This is a genomic window from Thermodesulfatator indicus DSM 15286, from assembly GCF_000217795.1.
GTDB lineage: Bacteria > Desulfobacterota > Thermodesulfobacteria > Thermodesulfobacteriales > Thermodesulfatatoraceae > Thermodesulfatator > Thermodesulfatator indicus.
The window spans coordinates 2,109,835-2,129,804 of the sequence record NC_015681.1; the positions used below are offsets into that span (position 1 = coordinate 2,109,835).

General features: G+C 44.4%; 18 protein-coding genes. 8 read left to right on the forward strand and 10 right to left on the reverse strand.

Going from position 1 to position 19,970, the window contains the following annotated elements:
- Nucleotides 1–4 precede the first annotated feature (4 nt).
- From THEIN_RS10430 to THEIN_RS10455, 6 genes are all read right to left on the reverse strand, one after another.
- Nucleotides 5–799, reverse strand: a complete 795-nt coding sequence (locus tag THEIN_RS10430) for a 4Fe-4S binding protein (protein WP_013908632.1) — start codon at nucleotides 797–799, stop codon at nucleotides 5–7.
- Complete coding sequence (locus tag THEIN_RS10435) at nucleotides 796–1,527, reverse strand: ATP-binding protein (RefSeq protein WP_013908633.1); 732 nt, start codon at nucleotides 1,525–1,527, stop codon at nucleotides 796–798. Before THEIN_RS10435 ends, THEIN_RS10430 begins: the two co-directional genes overlap by 4 nt.
- Nucleotides 1,528–2,153: 626 nt before the next feature.
- Complete coding sequence (locus THEIN_RS11805) at nucleotides 2,154–5,099, reverse strand: 1,4-alpha-glucan branching protein domain-containing protein (RefSeq protein WP_013908634.1); 2,946 nt, start codon at nucleotides 5,097–5,099, stop codon at nucleotides 2,154–2,156.
- Nucleotides 5,068–6,237, reverse strand: coding sequence for a tRNA sulfurtransferase (locus THEIN_RS10445; protein ID WP_013908635.1), 1,170 nt, complete (start codon nucleotides 6,235–6,237; stop codon nucleotides 5,068–5,070). The genes THEIN_RS11805 and THEIN_RS10445 overlap by 32 nt, the downstream gene beginning before the upstream one ends.
- A complete protein-coding gene (locus THEIN_RS10450; protein ID WP_013908636.1) occupies nucleotides 6,222–6,578 on the reverse strand; it encodes a gamma-glutamylcyclotransferase family protein in 357 nt (118 codons plus the stop codon). Before THEIN_RS10450 ends, THEIN_RS10445 begins: the two co-directional genes overlap by 16 nt.
- Nucleotides 6,578–7,651 (reverse strand): mechanosensitive ion channel family protein, encoded by a 1,074-nt coding sequence (locus tag THEIN_RS10455; RefSeq protein WP_013908637.1) that lies wholly within the window; start codon nucleotides 7,649–7,651, stop codon nucleotides 6,578–6,580. The genes THEIN_RS10450 and THEIN_RS10455 overlap by 1 nt, the downstream gene beginning before the upstream one ends.
- A 125-nt stretch (nucleotides 7,652–7,776) precedes the next feature.
- On the opposite strand from THEIN_RS10455, the gene THEIN_RS11810 reads away from it, so the two are divergent.
- From THEIN_RS11810 to tatC, 3 genes are all read left to right on the forward strand, one after another.
- The gene (locus THEIN_RS11810) at nucleotides 7,777–8,622 is read left to right on the forward strand and encodes a transposase (RefSeq protein WP_013908638.1); all 846 of its coding nucleotides are present in this window, start codon (nucleotides 7,777–7,779) and stop codon (nucleotides 8,620–8,622) included.
- Nucleotides 8,623–8,964: 342 nt separating this feature from the next.
- Nucleotides 8,965–9,786 carry a phosphoribosylformylglycinamidine synthase subunit PurQ gene (locus THEIN_RS10465; protein WP_013908639.1) on the forward strand — a complete coding sequence of 274 codons (822 nt, stop codon included), beginning with the start codon at nucleotides 8,965–8,967 and terminating at the stop codon, nucleotides 9,784–9,786.
- 6 nt (nucleotides 9,787–9,792) lie between these two features.
- On the forward strand, nucleotides 9,793–10,515 hold the full coding sequence (gene tatC / locus THEIN_RS10470) for a twin-arginine translocase subunit TatC (RefSeq protein WP_013908640.1): 723 nt from the start codon (nucleotides 9,793–9,795) through the stop codon (nucleotides 10,513–10,515).
- Nucleotides 10,516–10,856: 341 nt separating this feature from the next.
- On the opposite strand, the gene THEIN_RS10475 is transcribed toward tatC, so the two are convergent.
- The 3 genes from THEIN_RS10475 to THEIN_RS10485 are packed head-to-tail and all read right to left on the reverse strand — an operon-like array spanning nucleotide 10,857 to nucleotide 14,597.
- Complete coding sequence (locus THEIN_RS10475) at nucleotides 10,857–12,329, reverse strand: gamma-glutamyltransferase family protein (protein ID WP_013908641.1); 1,473 nt, start codon at nucleotides 12,327–12,329, stop codon at nucleotides 10,857–10,859.
- Nucleotides 12,326–13,447 carry a carboxylate-amine ligase gene (locus THEIN_RS10480; RefSeq protein ID WP_013908642.1) on the reverse strand — a complete coding sequence of 374 codons (1,122 nt, stop codon included), beginning with the start codon at nucleotides 13,445–13,447 and terminating at the stop codon, nucleotides 12,326–12,328. Before THEIN_RS10480 ends, THEIN_RS10475 begins: the two co-directional genes overlap by 4 nt.
- Nucleotides 13,425–14,597: a M20 metallopeptidase family protein gene (locus tag THEIN_RS10485; RefSeq protein ID WP_013908643.1), complete on the reverse strand. Its 1,173-nt coding sequence runs from the start codon at nucleotides 14,595–14,597 to the stop codon at nucleotides 13,425–13,427. Before THEIN_RS10485 ends, THEIN_RS10480 begins: the two co-directional genes overlap by 23 nt.
- 212 nt (nucleotides 14,598–14,809) lie before the next feature.
- Here THEIN_RS10485 and THEIN_RS10490 point away from each other — a divergent pair, with 212 nt between their 5' ends.
- The 5 genes from THEIN_RS10490 (at nucleotide 14,810) to THEIN_RS11820 (ending at nucleotide 19,324) form a co-directional block, all read left to right on the forward strand.
- Complete coding sequence (locus THEIN_RS10490) at nucleotides 14,810–15,190, forward strand: desulfoferrodoxin (protein WP_013908644.1); 381 nt, start codon at nucleotides 14,810–14,812, stop codon at nucleotides 15,188–15,190.
- Nucleotides 15,191–15,454: 264 nt separating this feature from the next.
- The gene (locus THEIN_RS10495) at nucleotides 15,455–16,657 is read left to right on the forward strand and encodes an FprA family A-type flavoprotein (RefSeq protein WP_013908645.1); all 1,203 of its coding nucleotides are present in this window, start codon (nucleotides 15,455–15,457) and stop codon (nucleotides 16,655–16,657) included.
- Entirely contained in the window at nucleotides 16,650–17,360 is a 711-nt protein-coding gene (locus THEIN_RS11815) for a DVU0298 family protein (protein ID WP_013908646.1), read from the forward strand. Before THEIN_RS10495 ends, THEIN_RS11815 begins: the two co-directional genes overlap by 8 nt.
- A 138-nt stretch (nucleotides 17,361–17,498) precedes the next feature.
- Complete coding sequence (locus THEIN_RS10505; RefSeq protein WP_013908647.1) at nucleotides 17,499–18,644, forward strand: KamA family radical SAM protein; 1,146 nt, start codon at nucleotides 17,499–17,501, stop codon at nucleotides 18,642–18,644.
- Between the two features lie 11 nt (nucleotides 18,645–18,655).
- Nucleotides 18,656–19,324: a PHP domain-containing protein gene (locus THEIN_RS11820; RefSeq protein WP_083817698.1), complete on the forward strand. Its 669-nt coding sequence runs from the start codon at nucleotides 18,656–18,658 to the stop codon at nucleotides 19,322–19,324.
- Here the strand turns inward: THEIN_RS11820 and THEIN_RS10515 are convergent.
- Nucleotides 19,308–19,907 carry an RNA ligase partner protein gene (locus tag THEIN_RS10515; protein ID WP_013908649.1) on the reverse strand — a complete coding sequence of 200 codons (600 nt, stop codon included), beginning with the start codon at nucleotides 19,905–19,907 and terminating at the stop codon, nucleotides 19,308–19,310. The genes THEIN_RS11820 and THEIN_RS10515 overlap by 17 nt on opposite strands.
- Nucleotides 19,908–19,970 lie beyond the last annotated feature (63 nt).

The window sequence follows — 19,970 nt, forward strand, 5'->3', positions numbered from 1 at the left end:
CTCGTTATCCTAAAATTTCCTTTCGGGCTTGCGTAAAGCCAAGCCGCGCAATAATTGCTCCGAGCCTTTCGCCTTCTTTACAATGCCTTTGGTAAAAGTCTAGCACTTTACTAAAGATTTCTAAAGCTTCTTTTTCGCTGGCAAAGGCCTTAATTTCCTGGGCTAGCTGCGGATGACGGCCGAGTTTCCCGCCAATGAGAAGGCGATATCCCTTTTCCTTGACAAAGATGGCCCCGGTTTCACAAACCCGGGCACAGGCTCCGCAATTAAGGCACTTCTCATCGTCTATTTCCGGGCCAGAGGCCGAGACTTTTATGGCTCTTTCTTCGCAAATAACCTCACATTCTCCGCAAAAGTTGCAATTTTCAGGGGAAAGGCCCAAAATTGCCTGGCCGATGAGGGCAAAGTCTTTTATCTGCACCTGAGAACAGGCGTTTGGGCACTCGGCGAGGCTCACCCTGAATTGGTGATGGTGCTTCAAAGGGCCTTTTATCTTTTGCTTCAAAAACGAGGTGAGATTTTTCTCTTCAAGTATCTTTTCCAGGCGGTTTAAGAGTTCTTCAGAAGAAGTAACGGCGTTCGGGCAACTTGAAAGACCAAAACAGCCCTCAACGGAAAAGGCCTTCTCTGCCTGGGAAGCTTTGTCTCTCAGGGCTTCACGGGCCGCCAGCATAACCTCATTACTAACCGTAGCCTCACCACGCTCTCTGGCAAATTCTTCCACCTTCTTTTTGACTTTCTTCCTCACGAAAAAGGGAACGCGTTTGAGCAGGGCTTCGGCCTCTGGCTCCCACATCATGAGCTAAACTCCTTTTCTTCAACTATTTTCCCGTCGGCTGACACTATTATTACCCGATAGTTTATTTTCTTTCCGGCCAGCTCACAGGCCTTATTGATAATGCCCATCAGGGAATGGCAACAGGGAACCTCCATAATGGCCAGCGTGAGCTCCTTTATAGGCTGAGACCTAAAAATCTGGGCAAACTTTTCTACGTATTCCTGCGCATCGTCAAACTTGGGGCAACCAACCATAAGAATTTTACCCGGGAGTATATTCTGGTGAAAAGCCGGGTAGCTGAAGCCCACGCAATCTGCAGCCACGAGGAGATGGGCGTCTTTTAAAAACGGGGCGTGCGGAGGGACGAGCTTGATTTGAATGGGCCAGTTGCTAAGGGCTGAAGGAGTTTCGCCTTTCTGTTTTGCCCCGGCTACCGGGCTAAGAATCTTTAAGTGGCTGCCCGGGCAACCGCAGGGAAGCTTTTCTTCCTGAGGCTTTTGTTTTTGGGCCAGGTATTCTTTGACGGCCTCTTCGTCAAAGGCTTCAGCCTCACGCTCTACAATTTTTATAGCGCCTTTTGGGCAATCACCCAGGCAGGCACCTAGGCCATCGCAGTACTTTTCCGCTACGAGACGGGCCTTGCCGTCAATTATCTGGATAGCCCCTTCCTCACAGGCCGGCACGCACTGGCCACAGCCGTCACAGAGTTCTTCGTCTATCTCAATTATTTTTCTGAGTATTTTGGCCATTTTAGACTCCTTTTGTGGGTTTGGCTCGTAGTTGTTTTTGCCTGTCCCCAACCTTGCGAGCCAGGTTTTCTTTTTATGTAAACAAAAAAATGGCTAAGGAAGCTTTGACATAGATCAATTTTTGCTTTTGCGAGAATTTTCGCCTGTCCCCAACTTACACCCAACTTACAAGATTAGGTGGATTGGTAGATGGTTGTTAGCTGTTAGCTGTTAGTAGTCTTTTAGACTGCTTCGGCCCCTAACGGGGCCTCGCAGTGACGAAATGGGAATTTCGCCTGTCCCCACATCTAACCCACATCTAATCGGTATTCCGTCTCTGCGAGTGCGAGCAGCCATCTAACATCCTGTCACTGCGAGGAGCCGAAGGGAGATCCCTTCGCTGGCGCTCGGGATAGGCGAAGCAGTCTCAGAGATTACTTCGTCGGTCCTAACGAACCTCCTCGTAATGACCCGGTTGGGCCACTTCGTCGGCAATACGAGCCTTCTCATAAATAGAAGTGAGAGTTATTTACCACCAGCCATCGGCTAACGGATATTAGCCATCGGGTTACTGCGAGCGGAGCGAAGCAATCTCAGGGATCCCTTCCCTAACACTTGTGACAAGGACTGCTTCGCTATGATGAAAACTAGCTCTTGCGCCAGACCTTCCAGAAATGCTCTGGGAAAATGGGCCTGGTAAACATTATCTCGCGAAGGAGCCTTTCGTTTATTTCTTTTCCGGCGAGCATCTTCTCCGCCATGTCGTAGAGGATCCAGAAGCGTTCCAGGGCCTCAAAGAAAAATTCTTTCATCTTGTCCACAAAATGCCCGTTAGAGATAACAAAACCAAGGTCACTGTTCATGGCCCAGAGCACTTCCCGCCCGGCTTGAGTGAGAATTTGCGAAAGCTTGGCCTCGCGAGGCTCAGCCTTTTTGGCTGACTCATTCAAAGCCTCTATGGCTTCGTGTATATGGCGATACATCCAGGAGACCGAGCCGTACATCCATTTGTCAAAAGTGCCCTTGTCTCCCCAAGAAGAAGGCGGCGGAAGTATCTCCTGATTGGTGGGGTAGCGGTGCAGATAATCTGCGGGAGTGATAAGTTCGGTCTGGTTCTGGTCGTAGTAAAGTTTTTTTAGCAGAAAATAGATGAAAAGGGGCCCTTCAAACCAGTGGTGGCCAAAAAGCTCAGCGTCATAAGTAGCCACGGAAAGCGGTTTTTTCCAGAACCAGCCCCTTATGTATTCAAAACGGAAGTTTCGTCCTTCCATGAAGTGCTGGGCATGACGGGCAGCCTTTTCGCGGGCCCAGTCCGGATTGTAAGGCTCTTTTTGTAGGGAATAGCGGTTAGTTATGCGGCAATATCTGAAAGGCCCGCCTTTTATGTGAAAGTCAAGGTAATCCGGGTCTCCGGGGTAGCCTTCGTCAGCACTCCAGACCTGTTTGCCGGTTTCCGGGTCTCGGCCGAAAACCGCCACTTTTGAACCTCGCACAAATACCGGGGCGTGGACGCCAAATTCTGATGGGCTATCACCATTTAAAACCGTGTGCGTCTCAGAGAAAAAGTAACGCAGGTCGTATTCTTCAAGGTACTTTTCAATTCCCGGCACATAGGCACACTCAGGAAGCCAGATACCTATGGGCCTGCGCCCAAAGACAGCTTCGTAATCTCGCACCGCAGTCTCTATCTGGGCCCTAACCGCCTCTGGATACATGGTGTAAAAGGGCAAAAATCCGTGGGTGGCGGCGCAGGTTGATATTTCAAGCTTGCCGAGATCCTGAAAGCGCTTAAAAGCCCGGGTTAAGTCTTTATCGTAACGCAGGAATATTTCGCGGCTTTCTTCAAAGCGTCTCAAGTGCATCCAGGCTGCGGCCTCAAAGGCCGGGGCTTCTCGGCGTACCCTTTCTATTTCCGCCCGGGCGAGATTAATCAGGCCCTCGAGGTATTTCAGGAATTCTTCCTGAAGCAGCGGGCAGCGCATCATATTAGTAAGGGTAGGGGAGATGTCCATGGAAAGCTTAAAGTCAACGCCTTCGTTTACCAGATCTTCAAAGACTTTGACCAGGGGAATGTAAGTGTCAACCAGGGCTTCGTGAAACCATTCTTCTGGAAAGCCCAGGGGTTGCCAGATACCTGCAGCTCCATAGACAATGCGTCGCCTGATGTAGGGAAGATGGGCATGGAGGTGAAGTATCAAGTAACCGATTGAGTGCTCAGCCGTGCCCATGCGTGATTCAATAGGCCTTATCGTAGGGTGTTCAATAGAAAGCTCGTGGGTGGCGTAGGATACCGGCGCGTCCCCTGGTGCCAGGCGGGCCGTGTGGGCTATATTTGACGGTTCAGTTAATTCGAGGACTTTTCCGTCTTCCCTTACCGCGATGAGTTGCACCCGATAGGCCTTGTCCGGCTCTACCCAGAGATACCAGTTATCAGCCATTGATAAATCAACGGCAACGTCTTTGTCGGGGTGGTGGTAAAGCTTGCCGAAAAAGTCGTGATAGACCTTTATGTAAGCAGTTACATTTTGGCCCGCAGCAAAGCGGCCAAGCTTTTGGGACAGTTCAGCCTGGTCAAGATGCCAGTAGGTGAAAAGACGCCTTTCATCAATAGGCAGGAGCACAATCTTTTCTCTTTTACGCGGGATAAAGAATTCAGGGGAGGCGGCTATCTCTTTTAGGCGCAAGTTTTTCTTGCGGTCATAGAGCACCAGCCTGGCCTGATAAAAATGGCCGTCTGGCACGGCGTTGATTATCCAGTCTTTAGCCACGCCGATATGGCGTCTTTCTTCCGGGCGAAAAATGGCCCATTTTTCATCGTCAGGTGGGCGGTAAAACACTTCAAGTAAAATGTCTGTGTCTTCCCAGGTTAGTTTGCGGGGAGAAAGTTCCTGTTTTTCTAGCTCCTTCCAGAACTTATCGGGGAATTCCCAGTAGGCTTTGAGATTTACCTGATCAGGCTCAATGACCTGGCGGGTGAGAAAAAGGCCTGTCACTTCAGGCACGGAAAAAGGCGTTTCTTCAAGAATACTAATGGTTTCTGGAGGCAAAAGTTCAAGGCTTAAGACTTTCTTGAGGCTCTTTTGGGTTTCTTTTTCACAAACGTGGAGTTCCACACCTTTTAAAGCCCCAAAAATAAGAAAATAGTCTTTAAAATCAGCTCTTTGCCATTCTTCTTCGGGAAAGTTAGTGGCCGGATCTTCATAACGAAGAATACGTAAATAAAGGGAAGTCTCTTCGCCAAAACGGTGGCCAAGGCCAAGCTCAAGGTCTCTTCTTATGTTTTCCCAGTCAATCTCAGTGATGGTAAGGTGGTGGCGCCTTTCGTTTTCGGAGACAAAAACCACTTTTGGCGTGTAGTGAAAGGGTGAGAGCATTTTTAAGAGAGGCCTTTTTTTGCGCAAGAACCTCGCCTGGTAATCACCCGGGGCAAGAAGTTCTTCGGTTTGGTTCAAAAAATTGACCTTGCGGGAAAAAACGCAAGTATTTCCGGCAAAAACCTCAAGATAAAGGTCCTCTTCGGGGTAGTGGACCTGGCGGTGGATGTCATCTCCCCAGGTGAATTTAACCAGTTTTTGGGCTACTTCTATCTTCATAAGGGCTCTCCCAGAAAATTTTTTCTTTTTTAAGGATAACTGATTTTCGGGCCAAAAGGTGTAAAAATTTTTCTTCCCGTGGCGAAAATTTGCCTGTGGTGCGCGGATGTGTGGGCGCAAAAGGGCAGGGTGGCAAGGCCTTTTGTGCTATATCTTCTAGGCCGAACTGGGCCAGTTTTTCGTAAACTTCCTCTTTGGTAAAACCAATTACCGGCCGCAAAACTGGAATTCGGGGCAAAGAAGAAATTAACGAAAGGGCAGGAAGGGTTTGGCTGGCCTGCTCACCTAAAAGGTCTCCTGTAGCCAGGGCAAGAAAGCCTTCTTTTTGGGCTATTTTTTCGGCGAGAAGAAGCATGAGACTCTTGCAGAAAAGACAGGTTTTTCTTTTAGGGGCCTTTTTGGCCAACTCTTCAAGAAAGGGGCGGTAATTGAGGGTGTAGAAGGAAAGGCTTAAATCGGAAGAAAAATAAGCGAGAGCCCTGGTAGCTTGGGTTACCAGATCGTGTCTTCTGGCTTCTTCGTCGTCAAAAAAGAGCAGGGTTATTTTTTGCCCTCGCCTTGAAAGAAGAAAAGTAGAAAGGAGAGAGTCAGGCCCGCCTGAAAAAAGCACGAGAATTTTTTCGCCTGTCCCCATCGGTAAACCGCCAGGGCCTTTTTGGGGATTGGTCAGAAGAAAGAGCTCATGGTCACGGGCTTCTATAAGCCAGTAAATATGCTCTGGTGGGTGATTGTCCCAGCGGGAAAGTCGCAACTGCGCTTCCTCAGCAAGTATTTGCAGGAGTTCTTTTTTAAGAGCCAGGGCCTTTTCGCGCCGGGCATGGTCTTTGGCCTTGACGTAAACTTCGTAAGTAAAGGGACGGTCGGGCAAAAGAGCTTTGAAGTCAAAGTCAGGTTGTATTTGATAAAAGCGAAAAATTTTGCCTGTCCCCACATGCGAAACAAGGGCCTTCTCTAGCTCGGGCTTGCCTTTTACCAAAAGACGCCCGTAAAAGTCTTCTATGGCCGTAGAAAAGCCCAGTTTTTTGAGACGGGCCTCAAGGGTTTTGCGCCAGGCTTCTAAAAAGGCCTTCTTGGTGCCGGGCTTTTTGGTGCCGATCTCTCCTGAAGGGCTTAGCAGGAAATTTACTTCTTTAGCCACAGGCCGTCCTTTACTTTGGGTTTGTCTTTGACAGGGCCTTTGTAAACGTAAACAAAGGCGTGAACAACTTTTCCGTCTTCTAATTTTACGGGAAGTATTTTTCGTTCGTATTCCTGGCCTTCGTCTTCCACTTCGTCAAGAATGAAAAGGGTTTTCAGGTCTATTTCATAAACTTCACCGTAAACTGTGCCCGGGCCTGGCACTATTCCCGGATACCAGCCAAGGTCATACATGTCGTAGCCAGAAAGACAGGCTTTTCCCAGAAATTTGGCGTCTTTAAGATAACGATGGAGTCTAAAGCCTTTTTTAAGCGTGCCGTAAACGAATACGAGATAACGCATCAGTTTTGGTCATCGGCTTTTTCAGCAGGGTATAGGTGGACATCTCTTTGCGGAAAGGGAATAGTGATGCCTTCCTCAGCAAAGCGCTCATGTATGCGTTTTATCAACGCGTGGGTGGCCGGGCCTTTGTGTCGGGGGTGATCTACCCAGCAGAGAAGCTCAAGATCAATAGAAGAGTCACCGAAATTACGATACCGTATCCGTGGTTCAGGGAATTTTTCCACATAAGGGGCGTCTTTTACCAGGTCAAGCAAAACCTTTTCTACCTTTTCAAGGTCAGAACCATAGGCCACGCCTACCGGAAGCCTTAGGCGGAAGCGGGGTTCAGGGGCACTTTCGTTAATTATTTTGGAATTCGCCATGATGGAGTTGGGGATGGTAATAATAATGTCGTCTCTTGTGCGAATTCGGGTTGAGCGAATACCTACATCTACGACCTCGCCACGCTCACCAGAATCAAGAATAATGTAGTCCCCGACTTTGTAAGTGCGGTCTAGAAAAAGAGATATCCCGCCAAAGAAATTGGCCAAGGTTTCGCGAGCGGCAAGAGCCACCGCCACACCCACAATACCTGCCGAGGCCAGAAGCGGCGTGATGTTAATTTGCCAGAGGCTTAGAAGGACTAGAGTTCCAGTTAGAAAAATGATTACGTAGGCGACGTTTTTAAGAAGAATAAGCATGTCCGCCCCAAGGTGGCCGAAACGCTCGGCAAAGTAACTTTTACGCTTAGTTATCCAGCGGACAAGGCGAAAGGCCGTAATCATCCAGATTAAGACGATTATGCTCTTTATGAGGTTTGTGGCGATAAACTCTATTCGGCCACCAGGATTTATTTCATAAATAGCGTGAAGCGGGCCAAGGAGGACAACGTTTAGGACTACCGGCCAGTGAAAGAACTGCAAAAGTTCATCATCAGTGGAAAAAGAGGTTCTTTTAACTAGGCGTCTTAGAACTTTTTTAAAGGTCAAGTCAACTATTTTGGCAATAACAAGATAAGTAAAAATTATGGCGAGAGGGCCAAGCCAGGCGTGCGAGGTAAGTTTAAACCACCAAACTTTGAGAGATTCAGTCATGTCAAAAACTATATCCGAGAGAAAAAAACGTTACAAGAAAGGGACAGGCGAAATTTTTAAGTTCTTCATAATCTAGACCGAAAAAGGATAAGAGGGACGGGCGAAACATTTTTAGGAGGTTTGGCATGCCTAGAATCCCCCGCTTACTTATCAACAGCCCTAAAGCGGCTTATCATATAATCTCGCGCACGGCTTTACCTGGCTACGAGGTTTTAGGAGAGGAAGAAAAAGATCACCTGCTAAATCTTATCCGCTGGTTGTCACAAGTCTATTTCGTCGAAGTTTACGGCTTCGCTATTATGGGCAATCATTTTCATCTCCTTTGCCGTATGCTTTCTGAAGAACAATTCTCCGACGAAGAGGTAAAAAGTCGCATCAAACTTTATTATCAGGATAAACGCAAAGTATTCTTTTACGAGGAGTTAATCACCAAGTGGCGTGACAAGTTAGCGAGCCTTTCTCGCTATGTCCAGGACATAAAGCAGCGCTTCTCTCGCTGGTATAACAAACGACATGAACGAAAAGGTTACTTCTGGGCGGACAGGTTTAAATCCGTAATCATCGAAACCGGTGAAGCTCTGCTCAACTGCCTGGCTTACATAGAACTAAACCCTGTTAGGGCAGGGATTGTAGAAAAGCCAGAGGATTACCGCTGGTGCTCACTTGGTTACAGGACAAGATCAGGGCCAGACAAGACTTTCTTGTCGCTTAACCTCGGTCTTTCCGCTTATACCAACAAGTCCGAAAGAGAACAATTTGATCTATATAGAAATTTTGTGTATGGAAAAGGCGAAATAGGTGAGCCAGACAATTTTGACAAAGCAAAAAGATTTACTTATCGACTACGTCATTTCACAGAAAGTTTGTTAATTGGTTCAAAACATTTTATAGATGAAACGAAAAACGACTTAAAGAAACTTTTCACTAAAAAGCAAAAAAAATTCATATGTGACGAAATATACTCCCTTTGAAAACAACTAAAAGCAGATTTTTATGCCAAATATTCTAAATTTAAAGATTTCACCGGTTTTATAGTGAGAAAAGACTATTTTGACCTACAAGCTTCATTTTCTACCCTGGTATAAACTAAAAATCTTATCAGAAATCCCATCTGCTACCTAATAATGACAAATTTCCTAAGAGTGCTTGAGAAGAATGCTTGAGAAATTGATCATTTCAAAAATTTTTCGCCTGTCCCTATGTTTGTTTAATCTACGTTGCATCTGTATTCGCCTGTCCCTAAACTCAAAAGGGTTTTGCTTCCCTCTTGAGAGCGTGTTAAAAAGAAAAGCGAAGAAAACCGGGAGGCTTTTATGGCTCAAAAGAAAGTTAAAGTCATTGTTACAGCCGGTTACGGTACTAATTGCGAGAGAGAAACAGCCCATGTGTGTCGTGAGGCCGGTGCAGACACAGTAGATATTGTTCACCTAAGTGAACTTATTTACGGAGAGAAGCGCCTTAATGATTATCATCTCCTTTGCCTTCCTGGTGGTTTTCTCGATGGAGACCACCTCGGGGCCGCTAAGGCTGGAGCGCACCGCTTTCGTTATGCCAGAGTAAAAGGCCAAGAGGAACGCCTTCTTGACCAAATCTTCAACCTTATAGAAAAAGGCGGCCTCATCATAGGTATTTGTAATGGTTTTCAGCTGCTAGTTAAGCTAGGGCTCTTACCTGGTTTTGACGGAGACTACACTCAGAGGCTTGCAAGTCTTACCTACAACGATTCTGGCCGTTTTGAAGATCGCTGGGTTAAACTAATCATTAATCAGGCCTCACCTTGTGTTTTTACCAAAGGTTTAAAAGAAATGTTTTTACCCATAAGACATGGGGAAGGGAAATTCATTGTAAAAGATGACGAAGTTCTCAAAAGGCTTAAAGCCCAGAACCAAATAGTATGCCAATATATTCATCCAGAAACTGGTGATCCAACCATGGAATACCCTTTTAACCCCAACGGCTCAATTTTAGGCATTGCTGGTATTTGCGACGAAACCGGCCGTATTTTTGGGCTGATGCCCCATCCAGAGGCATACAACCACGAAACCAATCACCCTCGCTGGCGTCGTGAAAAAATAAAAGACCCTTTGGGAACTACTATTTTCAAAAACGCCATAAATTACATTCGTGAGTATTAACTATAGATGACTGCCACTCAACCTGAAGAACCTTACAAGCTAGCGTTAACAGCGCTAGAAAAAGTGCGCCGTAAATTAATTTTCGGAGCGGTAAGTTTATTACTGTTGACAGTTAGTTTCTATATAATTTCGCCTCGTATTATTACTCTTCTACAGCGCCACTTAAATCAGGAGCTTGCTTTTTTTGGTGTGTTTGAACCGTTTCTTGCCTTAGTAAAGGTGGCCATTGTTTGCAGTATTTTAGTTTTGCTTCCCTATATTTTATGGCTTATCTGGCTTGTTTTTTGTGAAGTTTTTGGTTTTAGGCGCCGTACAGGTTTTCTATTCATTCTGGTGGGTATGTTTCTCTTTTACGGTGGAGTCTGTTTTTGCTATTTTATTACCTTACCTTACGGCGTAAAATTTTTACTATCCTTCCAGAAAGAAAATATTGTACCCGCTATTTCAGTAGGGCATTTTGTTAACTTTTGTGGTATGTTTTTGCTGGCTTTTGGAACTATTTTTGAGCTTCCTCTTATCATGGTGTTATTGAGCAAGGCAGGAATAATTAATCCTCACACTGTAGGGCGGTTCAGGCGACATGCCATTTTGATAATAGCCATTCTGGCCGCAGTGCTTACCCCCACCCCTGATGCCTTTAACATGGCTCTAATGGCTGTGCCTCTTTACCTTCTTTTTGAGATAGGGCTTATCTGCAGTAAAATAGCGGTAAGAGAAAAAGTACAATAACGAAGTAAGACCCATCCCATTCATAAATTAAGCGTAAATTATCATCTATTTTAATCTATACAATCTAGATATGAGTTCAGCATGAATCTATCACTAGAGTAATTTAAAGTTTTTTATCTACGATTGCTTCGCTTCGCTCGTAATGACTCAATTGTCGCCTATTTAGTGACACAATTAATATAAGGCTTATTGATGAAAAGGCATCTTCAGAAGAGCTTTTTAAAGTATTACAAGAAACGATAACCCCCTTACTTAAGAAAGTAATAACACATCTCAAAAACTTAAGAAAAACTTTAGAATTGGGTTAAATAAGACAGGGCCCGGTGTCCCGGGCCTTTTCATTAAACTACCTTAAAAACACCAGCCCGTCTTTCGTCAGCTGCACCCTCAAAGTGGTCATCAACCAAGTGAACTCCACCAAAATATAAGTCTTTTTCTGGCCAGACGTTTACCGGGCAAGAAAGCTCAGCCAGAATTTCTTCAGATACGCCCGGTTCAACTTGAAGTACTTCGCCATCATAGTGCAATCGCGGGTCAGAAACAGCCTTTTCTGGTGACAAATGAAAATAGGCCAGGTTAACGATAACCTCAAAGATGGCCGAACGAATGCGTTTACTTCCGCCACTTCCAAGGGCTATTCCCCGGCCATCCAGAAAACAAATACTTGGGGCCATCATGGAAGATATGCGTAGTCCTGGCGGATCAGCAAAAAAACCGCGAGGGTGAAGGTCATCTTCACCCATAATGTTATTTAGCACAATGCCTGTTCCAGGAGCAAGAAAACCTGAGGCCTCGCCAAAAGTCATGGTAAGAGAAGCCAGGTTTCCGGCCCTATCAGCTACGCTCATGTGAGTGGTGCCACGGGTGGCCAGAGGCCGTTTTAACAGTTCAATGGCGCGATTAGGATCCTCTTTTACTATTTTTTCTCTAAAATCGTGAACCAGAATCAAAGTTTCAGCCAAGGCTTTTATGTGTTCTTTGCTTAAGAAATCTCCTCCTTCAAATAGTTCTTCAAATATTTTGAGAGACAAACTAACCATAGGTCCGCCAAACGATGGTGGTGGATTGGTGATAAGCTTTCCTTTTTTGAATTCGAACTCAAGGGGTTTGCGCCTGATTACCTGGTAGCTTTTGAGATCTTCCAAGGTCAGAAGACCTCCTTCTTCAGCCATCATGTTCGCAATTTTTTGAGCGATCTCACCCTGATAAAACTCTTCAAGGCTTTCAGGTAAATTTTCTAAAAAGTTTGCCAGGGCAGGATTTTTAATGATTTCGCCAGGCTCAGGGGGCCTACCCTGGGGAAAAAATATACTTTTCATATCTTCGGTAGCGGTAAAAATTGGTGTAAGAAGCTTAAAACAATAGGCCTGAAAAGAATCTATCTCAAAGCCTTCTCGAGCAAAGCGTACGGCGGGAGCTACTACTTCTTTTAAAGGTAAGGAACCAAGATCCTGATGCAAACTTACCAGTCCTTTTAAAGTTCCTGGTACAGCCACAGAGGCAAGCCCTATGTGAAAGTCCTGTGAAGAACCAATAAAATTTATAGTAACGGTTCTAAAATCAAGGTTTTCTGGTTTTTGCTTAAGCCCTTTTCCAGGAGTATCAACAAAAAAGTCATAAATCAGAATATTTTTATCCTGGGCCTGGTAAACCGTAGCAAAGCCACCTCCGCCGAGGCTTGTTAGGCCGGCCTCGGTCACCCCTGAGGCAAAAGCCGCCGCACAAATGGCATCAAAGGCGTTCCCTCCGGCCTTTAAGATCTCACATGCTGCTAAGGCTGTATAACGGTTTCCACAGGCAATGGCTCCTTTCATTCCCAGAACTCCTTTTGCATAACCGAAATGATTTCGGGAAAGTTAGCGCCCTTTTCAAAAAGCGCAAGCATTTTAAAAGAAGCAGGTTTTTCTTCAAGGATGGTCTCAATGTGGGTAAGATACTTGGTCGTCTTTAACCTTTCAGCCAAAGGGATAAGTTCTTCTAAAAGTTCATGGGCAATGGCAACAAAACTTGTCTTGCGAAGAGTAACGGGATCAACCATCTGGCCGAAAAGTCCATGCCGGGCAGCCTGCCATTTACCAAAGGCAATAGCCTCTTGAGGGAGGCCTGGTGGGTTTTCTCCATCGAGAAACTTCGCGGCAAGTGCCTGTATAAAAGTTACTATAGCCAAAAGATCCTTTAAACGGCCGGGAACATCACAGGCTCTTATTTCTATAGTGCCAAGGGTTGGCTGAATTCTTATATCCCACCAAAGATCTCTAAATCCTTCTACAATTTTTAGTTCCGTCAAAATATTTATAACAGTTTCAAATTCCTTCCAGGAAGAAAAACCCCGCGGAAGCCCGGCTAGAGGCAAGACCTCAAAAAGTTTGGTACGGTAAGAATGAAATCCCGTAGCCCTTCCTCTGTAAAAAGGAGAAGAGGTGCTTAAGGCCAAAAATAGTGGTAAATAAGGCCGCAGGGCATTATAGACCCTTAGCGCCTCTTCGGCTCCGGGCATACCGATATGAACATGGAACCCTTGGGCTATAAAGCGTCTTCCTACCAGCTCTAATTCTTCAAAAATACGCTTATAACGTTCGTCTTCCCATATGGGTTGTTCTCCGGGCTTAGCTTCTGGGTGAAGGCTTGACGCAAAAATTAAGGCTTTTTCTTGAGCGGCTAAGTTTTCTAGTGTCTTTATAGACTTTTCCAAAAAAGTTTCAGCTTCTTCAATTGATTGGCAAACAGGAGTAACTAATTCCAGCATGGATTGATAGGCTTCAGGCTTAAGCCATTGTTTCAACCACGAAGGAGCCCTTTCAATTAGAAGAGGACCTTTGGGTGTTAACTTGCGCTTTTCAGACGAAAGTACTTGAAGTTCTAGCTCAATGCCAAGTGTTAATGGTTTACTTGTTTTAAAAGGTATTATTTTACGAATCTTTTTTCTCCACAAGCCTTTTTAAGGCCAATTTAGCCACCTGGGCCAGGAATTTGGCTCCAATAGGGAGAACCTGTTCATCAAAATTAAACTTGGGACTGTGAGCCGGGGCCTTCTCAAATCCCTTTTTCATAGCACCAAACCTTACAAAACAGCCTGGTACCTTTTGGAGATAAAAAGAAAAGTCTTCCCCGCCAAGGCTTGGGTGTGGCTGCTTTAAGACTCCTACAGATCCCACCACAAGTTTTGCAGCCTCCCTAGCAATATTTGTTTCTTCTGGAGAGTTTATCACCGGTGGATAACCTTCTTTAATCTTTAGTTTAACATGAGCTCGATGCAAGTCTCCTACTCCTCTGGCAATACGTTTAAGACCATCAATAATGCGTTTTCTTACATCGGGATGTGTGGAACGGATAGTCCCTTCAAGATAAGCTCGCTCAGCAATTACATTGTGCGCTGTGCCTCCTTCAAACTTTCCCACAGTGATAACACAAGGGTAAGCAGGGTTAACCTCTCGCGAGATAATGGTCTGAATGTTCACTACCAGAAGTGAACCTACCACTACAGCGTCAATGGCTTCATGGGGCCAGGCCGCATGCCCACCCTTTCCCTCAATATTTATGGTAAAAGTATCTGTAAAAGCACAAATGAGCCCTTCGTTTATGGCTATTTCTCCCACCTTGAAATGTCTGTCAATATGACCACCAAAAATAGCTGAAACACCATTAAGGGCCCCGGCTTTTATCATTTCAAGGGCCCCGGCACCGTTTTCTTCAGCTGGCTGAAAAATAAAGCGAACCCTTCCTGACAATGGTTCAGCTTTAAGAAGACGAGCGGCCCCAAGGAGCATGGCTACGTGACCATCATGGCCACAGGCATGCATAACCCCTGGAACTTTTGACGCAAAGGGAAGCCCAGTTTCTTCCTTAAGGGGCAAGGCGTCCATATCGGCTCTTAAGGCTACACAAGGACCTTCATGGCCAATTTCAGCAATAATCCCGGTTTTAGCTACTCCTGTGCGGTGGGGGATACCAAGGTTATTTAATTCTTCTGAAATTAAAGAGGCGGTACGGTGTTCCTGGTAAGATAACTCAGGCCACTCATGAATACGCCGCCTTATTTCTACCAGCCAATCAAAAAAATTTTTTTCGTCTTTTGATTGCATATAATTTCATAATTTTGTCATCAAACTTAACTTTTGCAAGAACCCTGCGGGCTCTCCTCAATGGTTTCACTTCCTGAACTACCAAATAAAAAATTGGGGATTATGGGGCTAGATTAGCGAAAAGTCGCTAAAAGTTTTTCAAAAAACTTGACTTTATTAGAAAATTTTATTAGTTTTTAAATAAAAATAATTCTAAACAATAGGAGGACAATATGGCTCAAAGATTAGAAGTTTATAAGTGCAATCTTTGTGGGAACATTGTAACAGTTTTGCATTCAGGGCAGGGAGTTTTGGTTTGTTGTAACGAACCTATGGAATTAATGAAAGAGAATACTACTGACGCCTCTCAGGAAAAGCATGTTCCGGTTATTGAAAAAATAGAAGGTGGCTACAAAGTAAAAGTGGGAAGTGCGCCTCATCCCATGGACGAGAAGCACTATATTGAGTGGATAGAGCTTATTGCCGGTACCAAATCTTACATTCAGTTTTTAACTCCAGGGGACGCTCCCGAAGCTGAATTTAAAGTTGAGGCTGACCAGGTAGCCGCCAGAGCTTATTGCAATTTACACGGCCTCTGGAAGGCTAACTTATAGAAGAGACCTTTGCTCTTTTTTTAAAGAGACTGCTTCGCCCTTGTGGACTAAGAGTGACTAAATGGCAGATGGCCGATGACCGATGGCTGGTGGTTCAAGAGATTGCGTCGTCGCCTTCGGCTCCTCTCTGTTACAAAGTGAAAAGTCGAAGCAATCTTTATCTCGAGCGCGGCAAAGGGATCCAAGATCGCCGCGGCGACTACGGCGCCTCGCGATGACCGTTATATATAACACTAAGAAAATTAGTTAGACCAGGAGGGAATTATGCCACCTTTTGAAATTAAAAAAGACATTTACTGGGTCGGTGCTATTGACTGGAATGTCAGGGACTTTCATGGATATTCAACTAAAAGAGGTTCTACTTATAACGCTTATTTGGTAGTTGACGAAAAAGTCACCCTTTTTGATGCGGTTAAAAAGCCTTTTACTAACGATTTAATTCACAAGTTAATCAAAGTTTTAGGAGATCTCGAAAAGATTGATTACATCGTAGTTAACCACGTGGAAATGGACCATTCAGGTGCTCTTCCAGAACTTATAAAAAGAGCCAAACCTGAAAAGGTCTTTTGTTCTCCAATGGGCTATAAGGCCCTTAAAGAGCATTTTCATGAGGAAGACTGGCCCCTTGTAGAAGTCAAAACCGGTGATTCCATCTCTATTGGTAAGAGAACCGTCCAATTCATTGAAACTCGCATGATTCACTGGCCTGACAGCATGATTTCTTACATACCTGAAGAGAAAATCCTTATTGCTCAGGATGCTTTTGGCCAGCATTACGCCACCAGTGAGCGTTTTGACGACGAAGTTAAATATGACGAACTTATGCAGGAAGCAGCCAAGTATTACGCCAATATCGTGCTTCCCTTTTCACCTCAGGTGGAAAAACTTTTAAAAACCGTCGAAGAAATGAAACTTGAAATAGAGCTAATTCTCCCTGACCACGGAGTCATCTGGCGTTCCCACATCAAGGACATTATTGACGCTTACAAGCGCTGGAGCACTTATCAGGCCAGGAATTACGCTCTTGTTGTTTACGCCACCATGTGGCACAGCACTGAAAAGATGGCCATGGCCATAGCCAATGGCCTTATGAGTGAGGGGATTTCCGTTAAGGTAATGAACGCCAGCATTGACCATCGTAGTGATATAATGACCCAAGTGCTTGAAGCTAAGGCCCTAGTTTTCGGTTCTTCTACCTTGAACAATAATATGCTTCCCCAGATGGCCGATGTGCTTACTTACATAAAAGGCCTGAGACCACGCAAAAAAATAGGAGCAGCTTTTGGTTCCTTTGGTTGGAGTGGGGAAGCTGTTAAACACATCAACAAATTCTTAGAAGAAATGCAGGCCGAGATTGTTCATCCTGGTTATAGGGCCAAATTTGTTCCTACTCACGAGCAGCTCAAAGAGTGCGTTGAAATAGGCAAAACCATTGCCAAAGCCATTAAGGAAAAACAGAATGCCTAACACCCCTCACCGGAATCTCAAAAGGGAGGTCCTCTCTTTACTACAAGAGAAGGATCTCCCCACGTTGAAAAAAGAAATATTGTGTTTTACGCCTAAAAAGGTCGTAAATGTCCTTATAGGGGCTTTATGTCATCGTGTAGAAGAAGTCCGCTGGAAAGCTATTGCCTGTATTGGCCCGGTGGTAGCCGCTATAGCTGAAGAAAATATGGAGTCTGCGCGGGTAATTATTCGTCGCTTTATGTGGATGTTAAACGAAGAGTCAGGGGGTATGGCCTGGGGAGTTCCTGAAGCCATGGCCGAGGCCTTAGCCAATCATCGCCAACTGGCCGAAGAATATACTTCTATACTAATCTCTTATATTTGGCTTGAAGGAAACCTCTTAGAATATCCTCCGGCCCAAAGGGGCGTTATTTGGGGGATAGGGAGGCTTGCTCAAGTGTTTTCAGATTTGGTAGCAAAATTTAACGGGCCAACCTACGCCTTACATTTGCTTGACTCTGAGGACCTTTGGGTAAAAACATTGGCCTGCTGGGCCTATATTCAAATGCAAGAAATAATTCCCCGTAACCTAAAAGAAGAAATTTGTCAAAAACTTGCCAACTTTTCTTCTCAAAACTTTGTAATACTTCTTTACGACGGAAAGGCCTTAGTAAAGGCCAACTCAGAAGACCTTAGATCTCGGTTAACAGCTTTATTAAATTGAAACTCTTTTGCAAGAAGGGCTTGACTAAATATCAGTTTTCCTGTTAAAAAATTTTTAGCCCCAGAAGCCACCTTTAAAAATAAGTTCCTGTAAAGCGCCTTCCTTGCGCGCTCAATATAAATGAAAGGAGGTTTTATTATGCTAAAGAAGCCTAAATTTGTCACCTCTTTGGAAAATGTCCCTGTATTTTCGGAAAACAAAGAAGCTTTAGAAGTAGCCAATAAATATCCGATCAAATGCACTGAGTATTATTTAAAACTCATTAACTTCGAAGATCCTAAGGATCCTCTTGCCAGGCTAGTTCTCCCAAGCATTGAAGAACTAGAGGAATGGGAGTGGGGCTCTCTTGATCCTTCAAATGAGGCCTCTTACACGGTTATGCCAGGCCTACAACATAAGTATGATTCTACAGTCCTAGTTTTGGCAAGTAATGTATGCGCAGGCCTTTGTCGCTATTGTTTTAGAAAACGGCTTTTTATGGATGGTGGTAGGCCAGAACGCTTGGAAGACATCGATGAAGCGGTCAAATACATTGCCAGCCACAAAGAGATCACTAACGTAATTCTTTCTGGTGGCGATGCTTTTATGCTTTCTAATCGCCGCTTAAAAGAAATGCTTTCAAAGATAAGGCCTATAGAGCATGTAGGTATTATTCGTATCGGAACCAAAGTACCAGCCTTTTATCCCCAGCGAATCATAGAAGACCCTGAGCTACTTGAAATTATAAAAACATATTCCACCCCTGAAAAAAGACTTTACATCATGGTCCATTTTGACCATCCTAAAGAACTGACCGCAGAAGCTATTAAAGCTTGTGATTTATTAATGAAGGCGGGAGCAGTAGTCCTTAACCAAACCCCTATTATCAGGGGAGTGAATGATGATCCTGAAGTAATGGCTGAGCTCTTTCGTAAACTTTCTTTTGTCGGTATTGCTCCTTATTACATTTTCCAGTGCCGCCCCACCACTGGGAACAAACCATATGCGGTACCCATAGAAGAAGGCTACCAAATCTTTGAGAAGGCTAGAGGTCTTGTCTCAGGCGTGGCCAAAAGGGCCCGTTTCACCATGTCCCACGCCTTAGGCAAGCTAGAAATTTTGGCCCTTACTGATGAAGAAGTGATTTTTAAGTTCCATCGGGCAGCGGATAATAGGAATACAGGAAAAATTCTCATTTATAAACGTAATCCTGATGCCTATTGGCTTGACGACTATACAGAAATGGTATCTTCTCATTATCTTATAAGTGAAACAACCTCCTGTCCTTATCTTTATTATATTTAATTTAGTTTTTTATGAAGGCGAAAAAGAGCCAGGGATTTTTGGTTGACTTACATGTCCACACGGATGTCTCTCCGTGTGGACACCAAAGTTTAAAGGAATGTCTTTTAACTGCTTCTCAAGTAGGACTTAAAGTTTTAGCTATAACTGACCATTTTTCTGTAAAAGCTGCTAGTATTTATTCGAGCATTAACTTCAATGGTAAGTTAACTCCTGTTTTTGGTATGGAGTACTCAGCCCCAGAAGGGGACTTTTTGCTTTTTGTTCCCGGGAAAATACCTTTTTTCAAGCGAGGTCTTAGGGCTTATGAAGTGCTTGCCGAGATAAAAAGAAGGGGAGGGCTGACCATTTGGGCTCACCCCTTTCGCTGGGGGAATGTTCCAGATGAAACTCTGTTGGAGGAAGGGTTAGTTGATGCTATTGAAGTTTTAAATGGCCGTAATTCTCCTCAAGAAAACTTTATGGCCTGGGAGCTTGCCGAAGCTTTTGACCTTCCCAAGGTAGCAGGAAGTGACGCTCATACCACTGAAGAGTTAGGTATTATAGCCAATTTAAGCCCTGAACCCATAAAAGATTTAATGGATTTAATGCGCGTAATAAGAAAAGGGTTGCTTGAACCGATAATTCTTTCGCCTTCTTTAAAAAGAATTTATAAACACCTAGAAATTAAGGACTGTAAATAAGGCCTTCTATGGTATCTCTTATTTCTTCTGGTGGTATCCACCTTATACCCATTTTATCTGCTAGGTTAAGAATACCGCGATCAGCAGAAAGTAATAACCCATCAAGTTCAAGAGCTAAAAGAATTAATTCTATGTCTTCTTTGGAATCAACAATACCTTCTCGTAAGGCCTCGCGGTATTTACGTCTGAGGGCATTTAATATTTCGTCAGGACTTTTGTGCGCAGAGGCCCTTACTGCCTCTTCAGCCACCCTTAAACCTTTATTAATACGCTGCCTAATATCATCTATTAGTTCGTAAAGTAAAAAAGCAGGTATCTGAATTTCATATTTTTTAGGTGATTTAACTCGAAATACTGCTCTAGCTTTAGGGGGAATTTTTGGGTTTTTGAGCATTTTTTTTAGTTCATCGTAAACCGAAGAAGGCATATAAACTTTGACATTGGGAGCTTTGGCCACTAATTCTAAAAAATTGGCGAAAGCCTCATTGGGAGAATTTCCGAATTCGCGATAAACATCAGGATTGGTAAAAACACTGGTGTCAGGAATTAATCTTTCTCTTTCAACTTCTAATTCAAAAGCCATAAAAAGCCCTCAAATTCAATGAACCTGGTAATTGAATACCACAGCTTTAGGATTTTTAAAGCA